Origin of the sequence: Pseudoalteromonas sp. SWYJ118, from assembly GCF_015864505.1 — a bacterium.
Taxonomy (GTDB): Bacteria; Pseudomonadota; Gammaproteobacteria; order Enterobacterales; family Alteromonadaceae; genus Pseudoalteromonas; species Pseudoalteromonas arctica.
The window spans coordinates 224,406-243,738 of sequence record NZ_JADYXC010000004.1 but is presented as its reverse complement, the minus strand read 5'-3'; the positions used below and the strand labels follow the sequence as shown (position 1 = coordinate 243,738).

Annotated in this window: 17 protein-coding genes; 4 read left to right on the top strand and 13 right to left on the bottom strand. The window is 38.3% G+C overall.

Translation table 11 applies throughout. From position 1 onward, the window contains the following. Positions 1-154: 154 nt before the first annotated feature. Together I6F48_RS07090 and gshA are read right to left on the bottom strand one after the other, a co-directional pair. Positions 155-766: a transglycosylase SLT domain-containing protein gene (locus I6F48_RS07090; protein WP_010554629.1), complete on the bottom strand. Its 612-nt coding sequence runs from the start codon at positions 764-766 to the stop codon at positions 155-157. 144 nt (positions 767-910) lie between these two features. Further along, complete coding sequence (gene gshA / locus I6F48_RS07085) at positions 911-2,488, bottom strand: glutamate--cysteine ligase (protein WP_165729582.1); 1,578 nt, start codon at positions 2,486-2,488, stop codon at positions 911-913. A 587-nt stretch (positions 2,489-3,075) separates the two neighbouring features. Here gshA and I6F48_RS07080 point away from each other — a divergent pair. Next, a complete protein-coding gene (locus I6F48_RS07080) occupies positions 3,076-4,623 on the top strand; it encodes a methyl-accepting chemotaxis protein (RefSeq protein ID WP_165729583.1) in 1,548 nt (515 codons plus the stop codon). Positions 4,624-4,675: 52 nt separating this feature from the next. Here I6F48_RS07080 and clpB read toward each other — a convergent pair whose 3' ends face one another. The 3 genes from clpB to rluD form a co-directional block, all read right to left on the bottom strand. After that, on the bottom strand, positions 4,676-7,252 hold the full coding sequence (gene clpB / locus I6F48_RS07075; protein ID WP_024593582.1) for an ATP-dependent chaperone ClpB: 2,577 nt from the start codon (positions 7,250-7,252) through the stop codon (positions 4,676-4,678). 96 nt (positions 7,253-7,348) lie between these two features. After that, positions 7,349-8,080 (bottom strand): peptidoglycan editing factor PgeF, encoded by a 732-nt coding sequence (gene pgeF / locus I6F48_RS07070; RefSeq protein ID WP_165729576.1) that lies wholly within the window; start codon positions 8,078-8,080, stop codon positions 7,349-7,351. Beyond that, entirely contained in the window at positions 8,080-9,057 is a 978-nt protein-coding gene (rluD, locus tag I6F48_RS07065; RefSeq protein WP_007581384.1) for a 23S rRNA pseudouridine(1911/1915/1917) synthase RluD, read from the bottom strand. The genes pgeF and rluD overlap by 1 nt, the downstream gene beginning before the upstream one ends. 141 nt (positions 9,058-9,198) lie before the next feature. Here rluD and I6F48_RS07060 point away from each other — a divergent pair, with 141 nt between their 5' ends. Continuing rightward, complete coding sequence (locus tag I6F48_RS07060; protein WP_007581382.1) at positions 9,199-9,963, top strand: outer membrane protein assembly factor BamD; 765 nt, start codon at positions 9,199-9,201, stop codon at positions 9,961-9,963. Positions 9,964-10,010: 47 nt separating this feature from the next. Here the strand turns inward: I6F48_RS07060 and glnB are convergent, their stop codons facing one another. Next, complete coding sequence (gene glnB / locus I6F48_RS07055; protein ID WP_002962211.1) at positions 10,011-10,349, bottom strand: nitrogen regulatory protein P-II; 339 nt, start codon at positions 10,347-10,349, stop codon at positions 10,011-10,013. A gap of 160 nt (positions 10,350-10,509) precedes the next feature. Here glnB and I6F48_RS07050 point away from each other — a divergent pair, with 160 nt between their 5' ends. Further along, positions 10,510-11,061 carry a GspH/FimT family pseudopilin gene (locus tag I6F48_RS07050; protein ID WP_007581379.1) on the top strand — a complete coding sequence of 184 codons (552 nt, stop codon included), beginning with the start codon at positions 10,510-10,512 and terminating at the stop codon, positions 11,059-11,061. Positions 11,062-11,140: 79 nt separating this feature from the next. Continuing rightward, on the top strand, positions 11,141-11,671 hold the full coding sequence (locus tag I6F48_RS07045; RefSeq protein WP_165729057.1) for a GspH/FimT family pseudopilin: 531 nt from the start codon (positions 11,141-11,143) through the stop codon (positions 11,669-11,671). A gap of 6 nt (positions 11,672-11,677) precedes the next feature. On the opposite strand, the gene I6F48_RS07040 is transcribed toward I6F48_RS07045, so the two are convergent. From I6F48_RS07040 to I6F48_RS07010, 7 genes are all read right to left on the bottom strand, one after another. Continuing rightward, positions 11,678-12,094: a type IV pilin protein gene (locus I6F48_RS07040; protein ID WP_024589416.1), complete on the bottom strand. Its 417-nt coding sequence runs from the start codon at positions 12,092-12,094 to the stop codon at positions 11,678-11,680. A gap of 9 nt (positions 12,095-12,103) precedes the next feature. Then, on the bottom strand, positions 12,104-15,340 hold the full coding sequence (locus I6F48_RS07035) for a pilus assembly protein (RefSeq protein ID WP_165740230.1): 3,237 nt from the start codon (positions 15,338-15,340) through the stop codon (positions 12,104-12,106). Between the two features lies 1 nt (position 15,341). Continuing rightward, complete coding sequence (locus tag I6F48_RS07030; protein ID WP_024589418.1) at positions 15,342-15,845, bottom strand: hypothetical protein; 504 nt, start codon at positions 15,843-15,845, stop codon at positions 15,342-15,344. Beyond that, entirely contained in the window at positions 15,833-16,828 is a 996-nt protein-coding gene (locus tag I6F48_RS07025; RefSeq protein WP_007581375.1) for a PilW family protein, read from the bottom strand. Before I6F48_RS07025 ends, I6F48_RS07030 begins: the two co-directional genes overlap by 13 nt. Position 16,829: 1 nt before the next feature. Next, the gene (gene pilV, locus I6F48_RS07020) at positions 16,830-17,390 is read right to left on the bottom strand and encodes a type IV pilus modification protein PilV (protein ID WP_101164149.1); all 561 of its coding nucleotides are present in this window, start codon (positions 17,388-17,390) and stop codon (positions 16,830-16,832) included. Positions 17,391-17,573: 183 nt separating this feature from the next. Then, entirely contained in the window at positions 17,574-18,275 is a 702-nt protein-coding gene (locus tag I6F48_RS07015; RefSeq protein WP_024607278.1) for a LytR/AlgR family response regulator transcription factor, read from the bottom strand. Further along, positions 18,272-19,306, bottom strand: a complete 1,035-nt coding sequence (locus I6F48_RS07010; RefSeq protein WP_010555108.1) for a sensor histidine kinase — start codon at positions 19,304-19,306, stop codon at positions 18,272-18,274. The genes I6F48_RS07015 and I6F48_RS07010 overlap by 4 nt, the downstream gene beginning before the upstream one ends. Positions 19,307-19,333 lie beyond the last annotated feature (27 nt).

Genomic DNA, 19,333 nt, shown 5'->3' with positions numbered 1-19,333 from the left:
TGTTGCTTGCAGTGCTTGTTCTATATTCACAAAAAAATCCGTAGTTAGTTTCCTAACTACGGATTTTGCATGATCGTTTGGATCGGTCAACCGGTCATTTTCTTAACTGATCGGCATTAGGCAAAAGCTACCTTTTATATCCATTAATAATTATCTAGCCAAATATAAGACGTTCAAACCAACCTTTATCAAGCTCTTCTTCGCAGTGTTTTAATTGCGCACCATAACGGCTCGCTCTGTGCTTAACTTTGTTCGCAACACCCATTAGCCACTTTTTCTTTTTGTACGTGCCACGCTTATACCCACCCCAACCTTCATGATAATTAAGGTATTGTGCGTAAGCATCCCATTTAGATATTTTATTTACTTTATGCGTTTTATAAACAAACCACGCCATAAAGTCGATTGCATCGTCAAAGTCATCTCTATCAGCACCGTTGTTGCCTGTTTCACGAATATAATCAGACCATGTTGGTGTTTTAGCTTGCGAGTAACCATAGGCATCACTTGCGCGACCGGTAGGAATTATCCATAAGAAGTACTCCATAGGCGGAGCGGCATCATGCTTAAATGAGCTTTCTTGGTACATCATACTCATGAGTACATGCTTGGGAGAACCCCATTTTTCTTGTGCATCTTTTGCATCGAAATACCAATCGGGCTTTTCTTCAAAGATTTTACATAAATCGTTAGGTTGCTTTGGGGGCGCTGTAGCACAACCGGCTAAAGTAATGGCGAGAGATAGGATAATTGCATTTTTTTTCATTTTTCTAAGATCTCACAGAACTTTTCTAAAAAGTGTGGGTCTGACTCAATGAATGCACCAGTACAGCATTAATTCATCCCTGAATATATTTACGCAGCCAACTTAGGCTGCGTTTTTTTGCTTAAATGTTGCTAAATACTAAGGTTATTTACCGTCAAAATACGCATCTAAAAACGCGGTAAATGACTGGGTATCTGCTTGCTCAATTGCAGCTTGTGCTTCGTTAGACTCTACAACTTGTTGTTCCAGCCAAGGCTTTAAAAACTCGCTGTAGTCAGTATCTGCGTGGCTTTGCTTATATTTACTAGCCAATGCTAGTGCAAAGTGACCGTTGTCTAAACCAGACTCTTTTAATTGTGACACGTAACGTCCAGAGTAAGTAAGCTCTGGATTATGTATCCACGTTGCCATGCGCTTTATAGTATCTGAGTAATAGTTAACACCATAAGCATTATCCATCCATTTAGCGACATCTGTAAGCTGGGTAAATATTTCATCGCCCCACGACTGAAGGCTACGCTGTGTGTTATTAAAGTTAAGCATTAGCCCTTCTTCTCGACCTTGGTTTACTACTGTGTCGAGATTTTCAGTACTACGTGCTTGTTCTTTCCAATCCATTGGAGCTGAATCTTTTAATAAACAATACGTTAAAAACACATCTAAAAAGTGAATTTGCTCAATATCAATACCAACTTCGCTAAACGGGTTAACGTCTAATGCGCGAATTTCTACGTATTCAATGCCTGCTCGGAGCAATGCATCCGTTGGCGTTTCGCCACTTTTCGCATTGCGCTTAGGACGAATTGGCGAGTAAAATTCGTTTTCAATCTGCAGAATATTTTTATTTAACTGCTTAGGGTTTTCACTCTTGTAGTCATCAAGATCACCATAAATTTCTGATGGTGTGTTGATTGCTTTTTTAAGGCCCGCTACATATTCATCTAACGAGTTATACATTACGCGTAGTGACGACTGAGCGCTATTTGTATAACCTAAATTACCTAAACGCAGTGCTGTACCAACTTCTAAGTAAAGCGTGCCTTTACCTAGTTTTTTAAATGGTAAGTCAGTTTTTCGACCTTGCAAAAATGAGTTACACAATGCTGGCGATGCGCCAAACATGTAACTTATTAGCCATAGTTCGCGTTTAAAGTTACGAATAAGCGATAAGTAGCCTTCTGAAATAAAATCTTGAAGGCTTGCATTGCTTTTTTGTAAAGAATGAAGTGACTGCCAAAGCGTATCTGGGAATGAAATATTAAAGTGAACACCTGCAATTGCTTGCATCATACTACCGTAGCGATTTTTTAATCCTTCACGGTATAGTGTTTTCATTTGACCAGTATTTGAACTACCAAACTGAGCTAGCACTATATCGTCTTGGTGCTCAATAAAACACGGCATGCTAATGGGCCAAAGTAGTTCATCGCCCATTTTTTCTAGAGTGAACTTTTGAAGGTCTTTTAATTGCTTAAGCGTTTGCGTTGACGATTCACTAACTGGAGTAATAAATTCAAGTAAAGACTCAGAAAAATCAGTTGTGATATGGCCGTTAGTTAACGCACTGCCCACACCTTTTGGGTGACCTTGAGGTGATATTGCACCATTATCTTGTATTCTTAGCGACTCTCGCTCTATGCCACGTTTAATGCCTTTAACTGCATGTTGGTGCTCATTTACTGATAACGCTTCAAGTGCGTTAGTTAAATCATGTGTTGTCAAAAAATCTTTCCTCGGGCCACGTGGCTTAATCATAAGGTTATGGGGGCTAATTACTTAGACTCAAGATTAATACCAATTTTATTGAAAATATGATCATTCTATCGCATTAAATAGCGCACTCACTGCGTTAAAAATTATTCATATAGAACAACTATATGTCATAATTTTCGCCTTGTTATTGTGCTATTTTCTTAGCGCTATAATTGATCACTTATTTAATGCAACTGGTATAAATTGCTAGAACAATATAATTTTTCTAAGTTAATAATTATTTACCCACTCTATACATGCGCTCAATATGACCAACATCATTATATTAAGTCGTAATATTGCCATTGCTCTGGGCATTATACAAATGCTTTAAATGCGTATTTAAGTATAAATTAAATACGCAAAATATAAGCCTAAAATAATAGACCGGAACTTATTTAAAATGAGTTCAATTTAGCTACTCGATATTTAAATTTGATCTAGATCAATAAAAACAATTATTTGCCTTATGAGCATAAAAGGAAAGACGCTATTTTTTGCTTTGTAGTGTGTAACCAATATAATGACAGCAACAATAAAGGATGATAATAAACATAATGCACAATGATAAAAGCTTAAAAAATAAAGAAGTATACTTTGATGAGTCACAAGAGCTTGTTTCTACTACCGACCTCAAGGGTGTAATAACATACGTCAATCAAGAGTTTTGCTCTGTAGCAGGTTATAGCGCACAAGAGCTTATCGGTCAGCATCATAATATTGTTCGTCACCCTGATATGCCAAAAGCGGCCTTTAAAGAAATGTGGGCAACATTAAAACAAGAGCACTCGTGGCGCGGCATGGTTAAAAACCGCTGTAAAGATGGCCGTTATTATTGGGTAGATGCCTTTGTAACCCCTATTTTTGAGCATAGCCGACTTGTTGGTTATCAATCAGTAAGAACTAAAGCAAGCTCTCAACTTAAGCAACGTGCACACGCTCTTTACAACAAAATAAATGCCAATAAGTCATCATTTAAACTACGAGAACACACCACAATAAGACAAGGCATTACTTTTATATGCCTATTACTTTGGCTGATTTTTATTGCTGTTACGGGATCAATCTCTTTAGCTGTAATTAGCCTATTGATGTGCGCCTTAGTTATTGCGCTAAATTATGACGAACTGATTGTTACCCCTAAAATATTACGCGAACAAAAAGCAAAAGCCGATTCAATCTCTCGCTATATTTACAGCGGCCATACACCGCATAGCGTAAGTGATTATAGAGAGCAAATGCTAAGCGCAAAATTGCGCACGGTTCTTGGCCGTATGAAAGACTCCACATTAAGCTTTAATGGCATCGCAACTGATCTAGATAAACAATCTACGCTTACTGAAAAAGGCATTTTTTCGCAAGGTGAGCGTTTAGAACAAATTGCATCAGCGATGACTCAAATGAGCTCTACCATTGGTGAAATATCAGTAAATACCGCTCAAACAGCTGATAAAGTGAATAACACCCATCAAAGTTGCTCTGAAATAAAAGACCATATTGCAGATAATAGTAAAATGGTATCTGATTTAGCTTTTCAAGTAGAAAAGGCTGCAACCACAGCCACCAGCTTAGCCTCTGAAGCAGATAAGATTGGTAAAGTAATGAGTGAAATAGAAGGAATTGCCGATCAAACTAACTTACTTGCCCTTAATGCAGCGATTGAAGCAGCTAGAGCGGGAGAGCATGGTCGAGGCTTTGCTGTAGTAGCCGACGAGGTAAGGACCCTTTCGTCACGTACTCAAAATGCTACAACACAAATCCACAGTTCTATTAAAGAAATACAAGATACTTTATTTAGCTGGTCTAAAGTAATGCAAAGCACTAAAGCACAAGCCGATAATTGTGTGCTGACAACCGATAAAACTCAAGTTGAATTAGAGGGGATTTTTATCCAAATCAGTGAAATATCTCATTTAGCAATACAAATATCATCTGCTGCAGAAGAGCAACAAATGGTTAGTAATGATATTAGTAATAATGTTTCGCAAATTAAAGACTTTGGAGATAACAACTTAAGCTTAAGCTTTAATGTGGCAAAAGGAGCAGCTGAACTTGTTGAAGGTTCACGTAGGGTGAACGATTTATTACTAACTTTTAAAGTTTAACAAACATAAAAAAGCCGCTATTTTAGCGGCTTTTGAGTTTAATTATTTACAATTAACGCTTGGAAAATACCAGAGAGTCGTCATTTGCATCAATAACGATCACGCAACCTGGTAAGTAGTCTCCATTGAGTAACTTTTGTGCCAGCGGGTTTTCAATCGTTTGTTGAATAGCACGCTTAAGCGGACGTGCACCGTACACAGGATCAAACCCACTTGCTGCAATTCGCTCAAGAGCAGCATCGCTTATTTCAAGCAGATACCCCATCTCTGTTAAACGCTCACGTAATTTCATTAACTGAATATCAGCTATTTCTTTTATATGCTCGTTTGCTAACGGGTGGAACACGACAGTCTCGTCTATACGGTTAATAAATTCAGGCCTAAACTCATTAATTAATACTTCCATTACTTTAGCTTTAAGGGTCGTGTAATCATTATTACCCGCTTGCTCTTGGATAATATCTGAGCCTAGATTTGAGGTCATGATAATAACGGTATTTTTAAAATCAACGGTTCTACCCTGCCCGTCAGTTAATCGGCCATCATCTAATACTTGCAGTAAAATATTAAACACATCAGGATGCGCCTTTTCTATTTCATCAAGCAATATCACTGAGTAAGGTTTACGACGAACAGCTTCTGTTAAATAACCGCCCTCTTCGTAACCCACGTAACCTGGAGGAGCCCCTACTAGACGTGCGACTGAATGTTTTTCCATAAACTCAGACATATCGATACGCACCATGGCATCTTCGGTATCAAACATAAAACCAGCCAGTGCTTTTGTCAGCTCGGTTTTACCCACACCAGTTGGACCTAAAAATAAGAAAGAACCAATAGGACGATTAGGATCTGCAAGCCCGGCACGTGAGCGTCGTATTGCGTTAGAAACAGCAACAACCGCTTCATCTTGCCCTATTACTTTACTGTGTAACTTATCTTCCATTTGCAGCAGCTTTTCACGCTCACCTTGTAGCATTCTTGCAACAGGAATTCCTGTCCAGCGAGACAGTATTTCAGCAATTTCATCCTCACCTACTTGGTTTTTAAGCAGAGTCATTTCTTGCATTTCGGCTTGTGAGGCTAAATCAAGTTTTCGTTCAAGTTCTGGAATTCGCCCATATTGCAGCTCTGACATACGCTGTAAATCACTTGCTCTTCGCGCTACATCTAAATCTAATCTTGCTTGTTCAAGCTCGGCTTTAATTACTTGCGTGCCTTGAAGTGATGCTTTTTCAGCATTCCATATCTCGTCTAGCTCACGATATTGCCCATCAAGGTCGGTGATCAACTCTTGCATTTCAGCTCGGCGTTTTTGACTTGCTTCGTCTTTTTCTTTCGCTAGCGCATTATCTTCTAACTTTAGCTGGATGATACGGCGTTCAAGCTTGTCTAACGATTCTGGTTTGGAATCAATTTGTAATCGAATTGAAGAACCCGCTTCATCTATTAAATCAATCGCTTTATCGGGTAACTGACGGTCACTAATGTAACGATGAGATAACTGCGCCGCAGCAACAATCGCGGGGTCAGTAATTTCTACTGAATGATGTAACTCATATCGCTCTTTTAAGCCACGTAATATTGCAATGGTATCTTCAACAGATGGCTCTTCAATAAGTACCTTTTGGAATCGACGCTCAAGAGCTGCGTCTTTTTCTATATATTTACGGTATTCATCAAGCGTGGTTGCGCCAACACAGTGTAATTCACCGCGTGCTAATGCTGGCTTTAACATATTGCCTGCATCCATGGCACCGTCACTTTTTCCTGCACCTACAATAGTATGTATTTCATCAATAAATAAAATGACTTGGCCTTCTTCTTTAGCCAATTCGTTTAATACTGATTTTAAACGTTCTTCAAATTCGCCACGGTATTTAGCACCCGCAACTAACGCCCCTAAATCAAGTGATAGTACGCGTTTATTTTTTAATCCTTCAGGTACTTCACCATTAATAATACGCTGTGCTAACCCCTCGGCAATTGCTGTTTTACCAACACCTGGTTCACCGATTAATACAGGGTTATTTTTAGTGCGGCGTTGTAGTACCTGAATCGTGCGGCGAATTTCGTCATCGCGACCAATAACGGGGTCAAGCTTACCTTGCTCTGCTCGCTCAGTTAGATCAATCGTGAATTTTTCAAGCGCTTGACGTGTTTCTTCGGCATTTGGGTCATCAACTTTTTGACCGCCGCGAATCGCTTTAATTGCAGTTTCAATTTTAGTCGAGGTAATATTTAACGACCTAAATATATCGCCAAGTGGACCTTTATCATCGCATGCCGCCAGTACAAATAATTCACTTGAAATATATTTGTCTTTGCGTTTTTGCGCGTACTTATCACATAGATTAATAAGTGATGCCATATTGTTTGATAGCTGGACGTCGCCACCTACACCTTCTACTTTAAATAATTTTTCTATTTCTTGTGAAAGCTTGGTGTTGAGTTCGTCAGCGCTGACACCCGTTTGTGCAAATAATGCACGTACACTAGAGCCACTTTGCTTTAGCAATGAATACATTAAATGTACGGGTTCAATAAATTGATGATCGCGACCAAGGGCTAGCGATTGCGCATCAGAAAGCGCAGATTGAAATTTACTTGTAAATCTATCTAAACGCATGGTGTTACCTATTAAATAATCTAATTGCTTAATTAATGGGTATGTTTAGGTATTTGTTCAAGGTGTAGGGGGAAATATAATGATTAAAGATGTGAATTACTTGCGCCAGATCAAACTAGCCATACGTCCAGTTTGTCCATCTCGTCGATAAGAAAAAAATAAGTCACTTTGAGAGACTGTGCAGTAGTCGCCACCCGTAATATTTTTAACGCCTTGCTGGGTAAGTAAAGTACGCGCAATACCATAGATATCAGCAAGATATTTACCATTAGTTTGTAGTGTAAATGCTTGAATAAATAAAGGGGACCTTTTTTGAAATAACTCAAACACTTCAGCCCCAACCTCAAATCGAGTTGGCCCAATTGCAGGCCCTAGCCACGCATTTATATTTTCACACTTTGAGCTAAAACATTCCAAAGTATTTTTAATAATTCCCTGCTCAAGCCCTCGCCAGCCGCCATGTATAGCTGCAACTTCCTTTTCATCATCACTCACTAATAAAATAGGTAAACAATCGGCGGTCATTATAGCCAAAGGCTGATTTAATAACTGAGTATAAAGCGCATCAGCATCGTGTAACTCATCAAAATCAAAATATTCATCAACAATAACAACATTAGAGCTATGAATTTGATTTAGCCACACGGCAGGTTTAGGTAGGAGATTTGTTAATAATGAGCGGTTTTTTGATACATGATTTTGATTATCACCAACATGGAATCCCAAATTAAAACTTTTAAATGGGATTTTTGAAACACCACCTCCACAAGTAGTACTTAACGTTCCTACTTTATGAAGGTTTTGCCATGTCGCTGACAATAAGTGCATTATCTATCGATATCAGGATTAGCTTTGGTATCTTCACGTAATGCGAGTGTCATAGCAACCATATCGTCTGGGATAGGTGCTTGCCATGTCATCATTTCACCCGTAATTGGATGCGCAATACTCAATTTTACAGCATGTAGTGCTTGGCGTCTAAAGCTACGAAGTAACTCAAATAACTCAGGTGTTGCACCTTTAGGTGGACGCGGACGGCCGCCATAAGATTGATCGCCAATTAGCGGATGATTTAAATGTGCCATGTGCACGCGAATTTGATGCGTACGACCTGTTTCTAAGCGCAGGCGTAAACGAGTATGAGCACGGAATTTTTCAGCAACACGGTAATGTGTAATTGCCGGTTTACCCAGTTCATGTACTGCCATATGCGTACGCTGAGTCGGATGGCGGCCAATTGCTTTTTCAACCATACCACCTGCGGTCATAGTACCATTACACAGTGCTTCATATTCACGCGTAAAGTTTTCACGCTTTTGCAGCGCTGTCACTAAATGCGTTTGTGCTGGAATCGTTTTAGCTACAACCATTAAACCGGTCGTGTCTTTATCTAAACGATGCACAATACCCGCGCGTGGTACGTTAATTATTTCAGGGTAGTAATGTAGTAATGCGTTTAGCACTGTTCCATTAGGATTACCCGCACCGGGGTGAACCACTAGGCCCATTGGTTTATTAATTACCAAAATATCATCGTCTTCATAAACAATGTTTAATTTGATATCTTGTGCTTCGTATTCGCGTGGTGCTTCAATTGTTGTTTCAACACTTACAACTTCACCACCTAGTAGCTTTTCGCGTGGAGTGTTGAAAATTTCACCGTCTACGGTGATTTTATCATCCAATATCCACGTTTTTATACGAGAACGTGAATAATCAGGGAACAATTGTGCTAATACTTGGTCTAGACGTTTACCACCTAATTCGGTTGGAACGTCGGCTTGAAGAGAAATTTGCTCTGACATTAGTAACTTTACCCAATTTACCAGTGCAAGCTTTGCTCGACTGGGTTAGAATCGCTTTTAATAAAAGCATAATATAATACGCATAGTTTACTCGGTTTTACCGACTTGGCCTAGCCGAAGACATCGAAGGTAACAAATAAAATGATAAATAAAATAGGGAAACGTGCATTTGCCATTGTTTTTTCAGTTTCTGTACTTAGTTTAGGCGCTTGTTCGTCTGCTCCAGACCAAGAAGACATTCAACGTGTACCGAATAAGTCTGCACACGCTTTATATGAAGATGCAAAAGAAACACTAGATTCTGGTTTATATGCTCGCGCAATTGAACTTTTGAGTGCAATAGATTCTCGCTACCCGTTTGGCCCATTCTCTAAACAAGTACAAATGGACTTAGTGTATGCACATTACCAATCAGGTAATACTGAACAAGCACTTGCAACCATTGACCGCTTTATTCGCTTAAATCCAAACCATAAAGACCTAGATTACATGTATTACATGCGTGGTTTAGTAAACATTAAAGCAGATAAAAATGCGTTCCAAGAGTACTTTGGTGTAGATAGAGCTGATAGAGATGCAAACCGTACACGTGTTGCATTTACCGATTTATCGACACTAGTAAAACGCTTTCCGAAAAGTGATTACGCGCCTGAAGCTAAGCGTCGTTTAGTATGGCTTTTAAATCGTATGGCACGTTATGAATTAAAAGTAGCCACTTACTATTATGAGCGTGAAGCTTATTTAGCTGCTGCTAATAGAGGTAAGTTTGTTGTTGAGCACTACTCACAAAGCAGTTACTTGGATCCCGCGCTTGAAATGATGGAAAAAAGTTACGACCAATTAGGTTTAACTGAGCTTAGTGAGCACGCAAAGCAAACACGAAGACTAAATAAAAGAACTAAATAAACAAAAAGGCGCTTAGTAAGCGCCTTTTTACTGCGTAGAAGAAAATCTTAAATCGCTTCTTCATCTTCCTCAGCAGTACGAATACGTATTACACGCTCAACATCAGTGACAAATATTTTACCGTCACCGATTTTTCCTGTTTGTGCCGTTTTTACAATAACTTCAATTGCACGGTCTACATCTTCATCAGTCAATACAATATCAAGTTTTACTTTAGGTAAAAAATCAACCATATACTCTGCGCCACGATATAACTCAGTGTGACCTTTTTGACGTCCAAAGCCTTTAACTTCGCTTACCGTCATACCTGTAATACCTACATCCGACAACGCTTCACGCACATCGTCTAACTTAAAAGGTTTGATAATTGCTTCTATTTTTTTCATATTAATTACTTTTGAAAGCTCCAGTTGCCTCGATTTTAGACAATCATGATGTTCATAGCAAACAAAGCGATTGAATTACGGTGATAAAACAACCGATCATGGTATAATTTATTGTATAAAAATAGCTATACTTAAATGACTAGCAGTAAATGAGATTAATATGAAAAACAAACAAAACGGATTCACTCTTTTAGAACTCATGGTAACCGTTGCTATCGTTGGGATCATTGCATCCATTGCGATTTGGAATAGCAGCGATATGCTAGAAGAAAATAGAGCTGAGAATTTTTTGTTGGAATTAAAAAGAAATATTAGCTATGCACGCTCTCAAGCAGCAAGTACAGATGAAATAGTCGTTATATGTGCCGCGCAGCACGGTGAAGTAAAAAATCAAAATGACACAATGCAATGTCGTAATCGATGGGACAGAAATAAAATTATCATTGTATTCATTGATGGTGATAATAGCGGTCAATACAACAGCTCTACAGACTCTTTACTACGAGTTATGGAAAAAATAAGCCTTAATGACAAAATAAAATATACTGGTAATGATAGGAGATTACGGTTTAATACCAGTGGTCGAATAACAACGAACCCCGGTGATTTTGTATTTTGTCCTAATAATGGCAGTGAAAATAATAAAGCTTTAACAGTATCTCAATCTGGTACTTCTTTTTATACTGGTGATACAGCCCAGACTTGCGGTTAAAAAACATACAAATTCATCTTGTCATATTTGTATCATTTACTAGACTGAGTTAATCATTTATTAACTCAGGTCTTCAAGGATGAGATTATCAATATCAAAAAACAAGGGAGTGACACTTCTTGAATTAATGGTTTCAATGGCTGTTGTCATTGTAATCAGTCAATTATCGATGTGGTTTTATCCAGACTTCTTGGCTAAAAACCGATTAGATAACCATGTGAATCTACTACATCGAAATATAAATTATGGCCGCCTTTACGCAATTGAAAATGGTACTTACGTCACGCTTTGCGCACTAAAAGGCAGTCAATGTACAAAGGACGAGTGGGATGGTCAAATGTCACTATTTATCGATAAAGATAAATCAACGACTCTAGATGATGATGAGTTACTCTTAAGCACTTTCGAGGATGTCCATGATGCTGATACTTTAGAGTATCCGCGCAACGCCATTACATTTCGTCCAGATGGTTCTTTAAATGGTTTTCAAAATGGGACTTTTATATATTGCCCCAATAGCAATAAAGCCAATCTCGAAGGATTGGCTTTATCTGTAAGTCAAACGGGTAGAATTCGCATCAAATCAACTGATAAGTGTCAGAAGAAGTAATCTAGGCTATCGACCCCAACAATAATCAATATCAGAGTTACCTTTACTTCCTTTTGCACCTTTGAGGCCTGTGTCAGTAATTGTAAGCTCTTTACAATCGTTATCCCCCTTTACAGCACCGGCTATAGGCTTAGCTGTAATAGTGAAAGTATTGCTATCGACTACCTTTATGGATAGCTCAAAATGGCCATTTTCGGTCTTACTTTGCAATCCTAAATCAGTAAATGTCTCTGTATATTCCCTATTATCGACAAAATACTGCTCCTCCTTGTTTGCAGCATCTAACAATGCTGCAGCAGCTTCAGCGCGCGAAGCACGCTTTACATATTCAGTATAGTTAGGCAGCGCAATTGAAGCGAGTATGCCGACGATAGCAACGGCTATCATCAGCTCAATTAAGGTAAACCCGTGTTGTTTTTTCATCTAATTTCCTTAATTATTAACTTCGTCATTTTCTTCACGTTTATAGATATATGTTTGTTGGGTTTTAAAGCCAAACCCTACTGCATTGTCATTAACCAACACAACTTTACCATCAACAACAGTTAAACCAGGACCTTTTATTTCTACAGGTTTCATTGGATTTTCCGCATTTTCACCTTTAATACCAGGCCCAATTAAATAAAACTGACTTTCTTGTATTACGTCAACTGTTGGGTCGTCATCACATTTACCATCGCCATTACCATCTACACATGAAGGGCTTTCACCAAAGTATAACTGAGGTGTGTCTGGTACATCATAGCTGGTTGTAAATTTAAGGTCGTCATACACTTTAGTACCGTAATGTAAGTGAAAAGCGTATAAAGAACCACCACCACCACTTAGCGAACATTGATTTTCAGTCGATGTATCTGATGCAGGAGTGAAGCTTGTAAAATAGGCAACACCTCCAACAACTGTAGCAGCAGCTAGCGACTTTTCACCCGTTCCTAACTCATATCTCCAGCCATTAAATTTAGCCAAGCCCACTTCTAAGTCAACAAAATCATCAACGTCATCTAGAGCATTGCCAAATGGGTCTGAATTCATTTGCATCAAATCAGCAGGCACAATAGTATCTGGTGCATTCGTTTTATACGATTTAGTAACCGTATTTTCATCTCTGATCATAAACAATTGATCTTTTTCATTGGTGCCGGTTGGTTTTGAGCGATTACCACTGCCGATAACTATGGCATCATACGGTGTATCTAAGCGTGTTATAACGGTACTACCATTAACTGTTGACTCGCTTACTTTACTATAAATTGTACGTGCTACGAGTGGTTTATAGAAAAAGCGTCGGTCCTCAGTTGCTTTATTACTACCAAGCTCAGCTAATTTAAAGTGGCTAAACTCACTAGTATTACTACCAGGCATATCTATACGCCAAATATCTCCACCTGTATCTGCCGCATAAATTCGGTCTATATATCCATCATAATCTGAGTCAAGCGTGGTTATATCTGCAGCAATACTATGCTTACCTTTAAAGCCATTAATATCGGGTGTTAATGCCCATACTCTTTTACCTGTTTCGGCTTCAACAATATAGATACCTCGCCCTGTACCATCTTCACTACGGATAGCTGCGTCTTTATTAGTATCATAACCAGCACCAAAAACTAATAAGGGTTTATCCCCAAATGCTTTAATGTAGGCTATTTGTGGCTTTGACCAGGTTTGTGCAAGCTCTTTAAAATCACCTTTACCACCTTCGATTGGAGCGTCCCATAATTTTTTCGGTATGTTCGGGTTTGTTATATCAAGTCCGTAGTAATTTTTACCACCGCGACGCATCCCCGCAAAAGCCCACACTTTATCGTCGCCACTCGCATCAATAATACCGTCATTTAAACCATCACTATTTAAGTTTTTATTATCAAAATAAATACTAATAGGACCATCCATACCATATACTTTCGTATCGGCTTGATTTTCACGTAGAGGTTCAATAATGTTGTATAAAGCAGACGGTATAAATGCCCAACTTTCACTTACACTATCATCTGAATCCTTAAACATATGTAAAAAGCCAGCATTAGTTCCTATCAAAACTCGAATATCATCATTACCATAATCGATTGCAACAGGTTTAGAATGCAGAGGGTCACCAAAAATATCTTTGCGCTGGTCAACCTTAGACCCATCGCCATCTTCATCATCAACGTCTATACCCATTGCCCATTTGATATCATTACTCGATAAGCTTAGCGGATTGTTATCGACTAAATTGAGAATATCACTCACAACTGAGGTATTAAAATTTACTATAGATCCCTGATTGTCAGTGTATAAATTACGGCTATCTGAATCTAATGTCGTTAAATGAAGGTTCACACCACCTTGTGCAACTAAGTTACCATCTGCTGGCTCCCCACTTGGCAACCAAAATGTTTCTGCATTTTCGTCAATTAAACCATTCTCATCAAGTGCCGACAATCCTTTTGAGTCAACAATTTGATTCCCTGATACTTTCAGTTTTTTTAAGTTTCCACGCCAGCGAGCACCGGTTTCAGGGTAAAACATGGCAAAATAAACAGCATCCCGGCTACGAGTTTGATCTACATTATTACTCGCAACTGAAGGCGATGAAAAACTATCATTTACTTCTCTAATTCTTGAAATAGTATTTTTTAATGCTTCTGAAAGCGCTTCTGCAGTTCTTGCTTCTATATACTGCCCTCCACCAACACTTGCCGCCTTGTCTAGTAGAGCAATTCCCCCTTGACTCATTCCTGTACCAAAACCTATTGTGTATACACGGCCTGTATCTAATACATCACTTGTTGGAGTGTATAAATCCACTTTCGTGTCCGAGGTACCATGTAATATTTTAGCCATTGCAACTAAATAGCTTCCGCTATAGCGACCACTGTCAAAAGGGATGGCATCAGTAAAAAGGTTGTTATGGACAGCTGCAATTGAAGCGTCCCTTCCATCATCATTAGTTGGATCACCATCTGTCATTAAAATAATATTAATTGAGTTATCACAGCGTAATGGTTCACCATTACTCTGCTCAAAAGGTGATCTATAAGTTACATTGTTATCGATACTTTTATCTCGATCATTATAGAATCGACCATAATCAAGGTTTTGCCCTGTTATATAGCGATAAGCCTCCCATAATGTCTCTGTTATTGGAGTTCCACCACTGGCAGGTAAATCATCAATGTCTTGTAAAATATTTGATTTATTAGCTCCAACCTTAGCTACTACATACCCTCCAGCACTATCCTTAAATCGCATCAAACCAAAATCAATATCATCATTATCATTGACTAATTGTGTCATCGCATTTTTAGCTACATCGATTCTTCGGTCATGGCAATCTGCAACTGCAACGCCATTTACACCTATATAGCATTGCTCATTGTATTCATTATATTCTGGCTTACTTGCAAAGCATGTAACCTGTTGGTAAGCATCATATGTAACAGTTTGACGATTTCTGCCACGTCCAGTTGTCTCTTCATATTGATACTTTGTGTAACAGACTTGATCATCACCATTGATAACGCTCCAATCCATACTGCCAGAGGTATCAAATATCATTAACACTCTTGGATTTTCGTCTGTCTCTACATCATGATTTACATAAAGCTCAATATCCTCAGCGAATACCGACATACTTATTGTTAAGCCAAGCAAAGAGGCTAACACTTTGTTTAATTTAAATTTCATCTTAAATCCCCTTGCTTACGCTGGCCATTTCTTGTGCTATACCTGTAACAATAGTTAGTTCATGTTTACTTTTAGATCCATATTCTATTGTTGTGGCAACCTGTAACATATTGCACGATATACCTGCAGTAAAATTAAAGCGTCGAGGACATTCTAAATCTAGCGCCCCCTTGTTCAGGTTAGTCATTTTGCTTTGCATATCTGCATGATTTGCAATCACCATACCTTTGTCATCACCATCCGCGATTGCAGTTACTTCATCGGGAGTCAGGAAGAACTGATTATTAGCGCCTTGATTTGCCTCATCAGAGATCATGCGCTGCACTTCACCAATGAGTTCATTCTCGGCCACTTCGCGCTCTTGTGCTGCATTGGTAATTTTAATATCAATACTACTACTGCTCATAAGTGTCACAGCAATACCGGTCACTGCAATAACCATTATTAAAGCTGTAATTAGAACTACACCTTGCTGTTTTTTTTGTGATTGTTTTAGATACGCCATAAATTTGATCCAACATTATTTAATCGAATAGTAGTAGTAAACACAGTACGTCTGAAATTATCGGTAAATGTTAATACACGCTTATCTTCATCCTCACCTAATGTATAAGTTTGGTTTTTAATTTTAACTCCTGGGTCTGGTTGTAATGCGCGTATTAATAAAAAAACCTGAACAGTTAAAATACCTTTACGATTTTCCCAATCTGTATACTTCATATCTTGAATACTTCGGTAGGTATCTACACGATTATCACTGTTAGTATCAAGACCAAAAACAAACCGCATGTTCTCAACACCTTCCATAATAGTTTCTGTGTTGATGCTTCCACCAACCAGGCGCTTTCTCATTAATGCAGGTACAGTTAAATTTTTATTATTAACTTTATAAGTTTGTTCTGATAGATAATAAACATGATGGCTGTATGGCCAAACGGTTGCATTAACATTAAGAGTCGCAGCGTTAACCGTTCCACGGAAAAATTGAGCTTTCTCTTGCTCAGCTACAAAGTAGTTTTCATCGGCCTGAGTCTCATTAGTTACTGTATTAACTGTTAAACTCTTACCTTGTAAAAATTTTAATTGAATAATGTCAGTGCTTTTAATTGGATTATTTAGGCAGTTAAGCTCTTTTGATTCTCCAGCAACCTTTGCGTAAATAGTTCTAAAATTACTAGCTGTAGCAAAATCAGGAAAACTCCCATTATTTAATCCTTCAAAGCAGTCTGTTCCAGGGTTTGCTAGTGTATCTGTATTTACTGCAGTGAACGAATCGTCATAATAAGTTCCCCAAAAGCCAATTTGTTCAATATCACGTTGCATTATGTTAATTGCAAGGCGCCCTGATTCTTGAAGTTCACCAATAGTCATCGTATCTTTAGTGGTTACTTTCATACCTATATAGGTGAACATAACGCCACCTAGTATTAATCCACCAATAAATAATGAAATCATCATTTCTACAAGTGTAAAACCTTTTTGCTTCATGTTAGCTCCTAAGGTAAATGTAACTAGTTAATACAACTAAGCGGCGCTTTTTGTCAGCCGTTCCACACTTTATTGCGCCAGTAGCATCATTTGCATTAAACTCTTGTCGACCTTGCCACGAAACAATTACTTCTAAATTAAATGCCTTACCACCCGAGCCAGCAACTACTGTAGGTGCAATACATACGGTAGCACCATCTAAAGACCCCGTATTTTCTCGAGCTCTTATAGCCCTTTTCCACTGCTCAAGATCTAAGGCCGCAACTTGCGCTGCGCTACAAGTGTTTGTGAAGCACGCCTGCGAGGTTGTCGTAGCAGTTTCACTATCAAATGTTTGTGTGTACAGCCCGGCTATTTGAGGGGTATCGTTAGCACGGATACGCTGCACAATATCATTACCAAGTGCAACTGCAGCAGCACGCTGCATAGAATCAAAGCTTGCTTGCTTTGCTTTTGCTTGCAGGGCAACTGCGCCTAGAAGGCCAAAACTAAGAATAATAAATGCAATTAACACTTCAATTAGAGTGAAGCCTCTTTGCACTTTTGTTTGAGATGACTGCATAGTAGAACCAAATAAAAATTATCTGATTATAAGTTTATGCTATTTATTTGAGGAATCAATGAGGACTAAGACAAGCGGTTATATTTGTTGATAAACGGTTAATTAAATCGGCTCATTCAACAAAACAGTAGTAATTAAGCGTAAATGCATTTAAGTCAGAGGCAACTTAATTGCGAAATAAGTCTAAAGCGTATTTTTAACTAATTTAAGCTCGCGGCGGCTCACTGGCAATAACTCACTGCACCCTTGTAGCTCAATCATATGATTGCCATTCCCTTTTGAATGCAAGGCTATTACTTTTTGTTTATTCACTAAAGTATTGCGGTGAATTCGTAAAACATATGCGGGATATTGCAGCTCTAATTGCTTTAGGCTTTGCTCCAGTAAAGCTTCTCCACCCGAGAATATCATTTTGGTATACTTTTCTTCGGCACTAAAATACAAAACATCATTTATATCAACACTACGTAGAGTACCCGCTAACTGATAAGATACTTTTACATTTTGTTGTTTTTGAATATGTACTTTATTTAAACGGCCTACTTGCTTAAGTACCTTCTGCAGTGATTGCTCTGAAATAGGTTTAACTAAATAACCTGCAGCGCTTAATTGTAAAGCATCGAAGGCATGCTCAGGGTGGGCAGTTATAAAAACAATAGCAGGAGGTAGAGTTAGACTATTGAGCTCATTAGCAACTTGTAAACCATTCATACCAGGCATATCTACATCTAAAAAAATCAAATCAGGTGTTTGCTTTTTAGCAAGTACTAGAGCTTCCTTACCATTACTTGCCTCACCTTGTACAACTATGCTTTTATCATGTGCCAACAAACGGATTAAGCGAGATCTCGCAAGAGGTTCATCATCAACAATGAGTACATTCATACACTGCCCTCAATTAGCTTAGGGATAACGACCTTGACCCTAAACACATCATTTTTATTAGTAATTGTTAGCTGCGCTTTATTTTTATAATAAATATTTAATCGCTGGCGAATATTTTCAAGCGCCATTCCGTTATTAGGCCTAGTTTGAGCATTAGAAATTGTTATAGGGTTAGAAACAATCATGGTTATATAGCCGGTAGTGATATGTAGCTCTACTTTTATTTCTGCACCATGCTCACTTGTTTCAACGCCGTGGCATACCGCATTTTCAATTAATGGCTGCAGGGTTAAGCAAGGAATACTCAATGCGGGTAGTTCATTAGGTATTTGCCAATCAACTCTTAAGCGATTACCAAAACGCCACGTTTCAAGTGCGATATATTGCTTACTCAGCGTTATTTCATCTTCAAGAGATACATTCTTCCCCGAGTGCATTGCAGCCTGCGATAATGCGGCTAATGCTAAAATAGCCTGTTCTGCCGCATCGGCATCATGATGAGTAAGTTCTGCAGCAGTGTTTAAACTATTATATAAAAAATGAGGACGTATTCTAGCTTGTAGGGCATCAAGCTCAGCACGAGAAAGAGCTTTAGTTTGCTGCTCTTTTTCAAAATGAATTAATAAAAACTGGACGAATAAAGCCGCCAGTAAAGCCACTATAATGCAATTGCGAAGTGTGAAATAAATTAGGTTATTTGTATCATCTATATCAAAAGCAAAATGAGAAAATAAAATACTAAAAATACAGGTAGATAATAAAAAAAAGGCAAAAAATAGACTTAATTGAAAAGTTTGAGTACGTTTTTGTAAGAAAAATCTACAAAAGTATAAAGAAGAAGTACCGACTAAAACAATTAAATGCATAAACAAACTAATGATCCCAAGTCGTAGCCAAATATCTCCTTCTACATTAGGTGCAAAAGCTAAAACAATAGCAATAACTTGAGAAACAATAAGCGTGGCTAATACGCCTCGCTCATTAAAAAGAGCCGAAAAAAGCAAACCATCATTTTGAAGTGACTTGCTCATAACGACTCTCCTTTAATCTAAATGTTT

Excerpts from the sequence above, each read along its gene's own strand:
- I6F48_RS07060 (WP_007581382.1), top strand. The coding sequence starts at position 9,199 with ATGATAAATAAAATAGGGAAACGTGCATTTGCCATTGTTTTTTCAGTT.
- I6F48_RS07050 (WP_007581379.1), top strand. The coding sequence starts at position 10,510 with ATGAAAAACAAACAAAACGGATTCACTCTTTTAGAACTCATGGTAACC.
- I6F48_RS07035 (WP_165740230.1), bottom strand. The coding sequence starts at position 15,340 with ATGAAATTTAAATTAAACAAAGTGTTAGCCTCTTTGCTTGGCTTAACA.
- I6F48_RS07015 (WP_024607278.1), bottom strand. The coding sequence starts at position 18,275 with ATGAATGTACTCATTGTTGATGATGAACCTCTTGCGAGATCTCGCTTA.
- I6F48_RS07090 (WP_010554629.1), bottom strand. The coding sequence starts at position 766 with ATGAAAAAAAATGCAATTATCCTATCTCTCGCCATTACTTTAGCCGGT.
- glnB (WP_002962211.1), bottom strand. The coding sequence starts at position 10,349 with ATGAAAAAAATAGAAGCAATTATCAAACCTTTTAAGTTAGACGATGTG.
- I6F48_RS07025 (WP_007581375.1), bottom strand. The coding sequence starts at position 16,828 with ATGAAGCAAAAAGGTTTTACACTTGTAGAAATGATGATTTCATTATTT.
- pilV (WP_101164149.1), bottom strand. The coding sequence starts at position 17,390 with ATGCAGTCATCTCAAACAAAAGTGCAAAGAGGCTTCACTCTAATTGAA.
- I6F48_RS07030 (WP_024589418.1), bottom strand. The coding sequence starts at position 15,845 with ATGGCGTATCTAAAACAATCACAAAAAAAACAGCAAGGTGTAGTTCTA.
- rluD (WP_007581384.1), bottom strand. The coding sequence starts at position 9,057 with ATGTCAGAGCAAATTTCTCTTCAAGCCGACGTTCCAACCGAATTAGGT.
- I6F48_RS07010 (WP_010555108.1), bottom strand. The coding sequence starts at position 19,306 with ATGAGCAAGTCACTTCAAAATGATGGTTTGCTTTTTTCGGCTCTTTTT.
- pgeF (WP_165729576.1), bottom strand. The coding sequence starts at position 8,080 with ATGCACTTATTGTCAGCGACATGGCAAAACCTTCATAAAGTAGGAACG.
- I6F48_RS07040 (WP_024589416.1), bottom strand. The coding sequence starts at position 12,094 with ATGAAAAAACAACACGGGTTTACCTTAATTGAGCTGATGATAGCCGTT.
- clpB (WP_024593582.1), bottom strand. The coding sequence starts at position 7,252 with ATGCGTTTAGATAGATTTACAAGTAAATTTCAATCTGCGCTTTCTGAT.
- I6F48_RS07080 (WP_165729583.1), top strand. The coding sequence starts at position 3,076 with ATGCACAATGATAAAAGCTTAAAAAATAAAGAAGTATACTTTGATGAG.
- I6F48_RS07045 (WP_165729057.1), top strand. The coding sequence starts at position 11,141 with ATGAGATTATCAATATCAAAAAACAAGGGAGTGACACTTCTTGAATTA.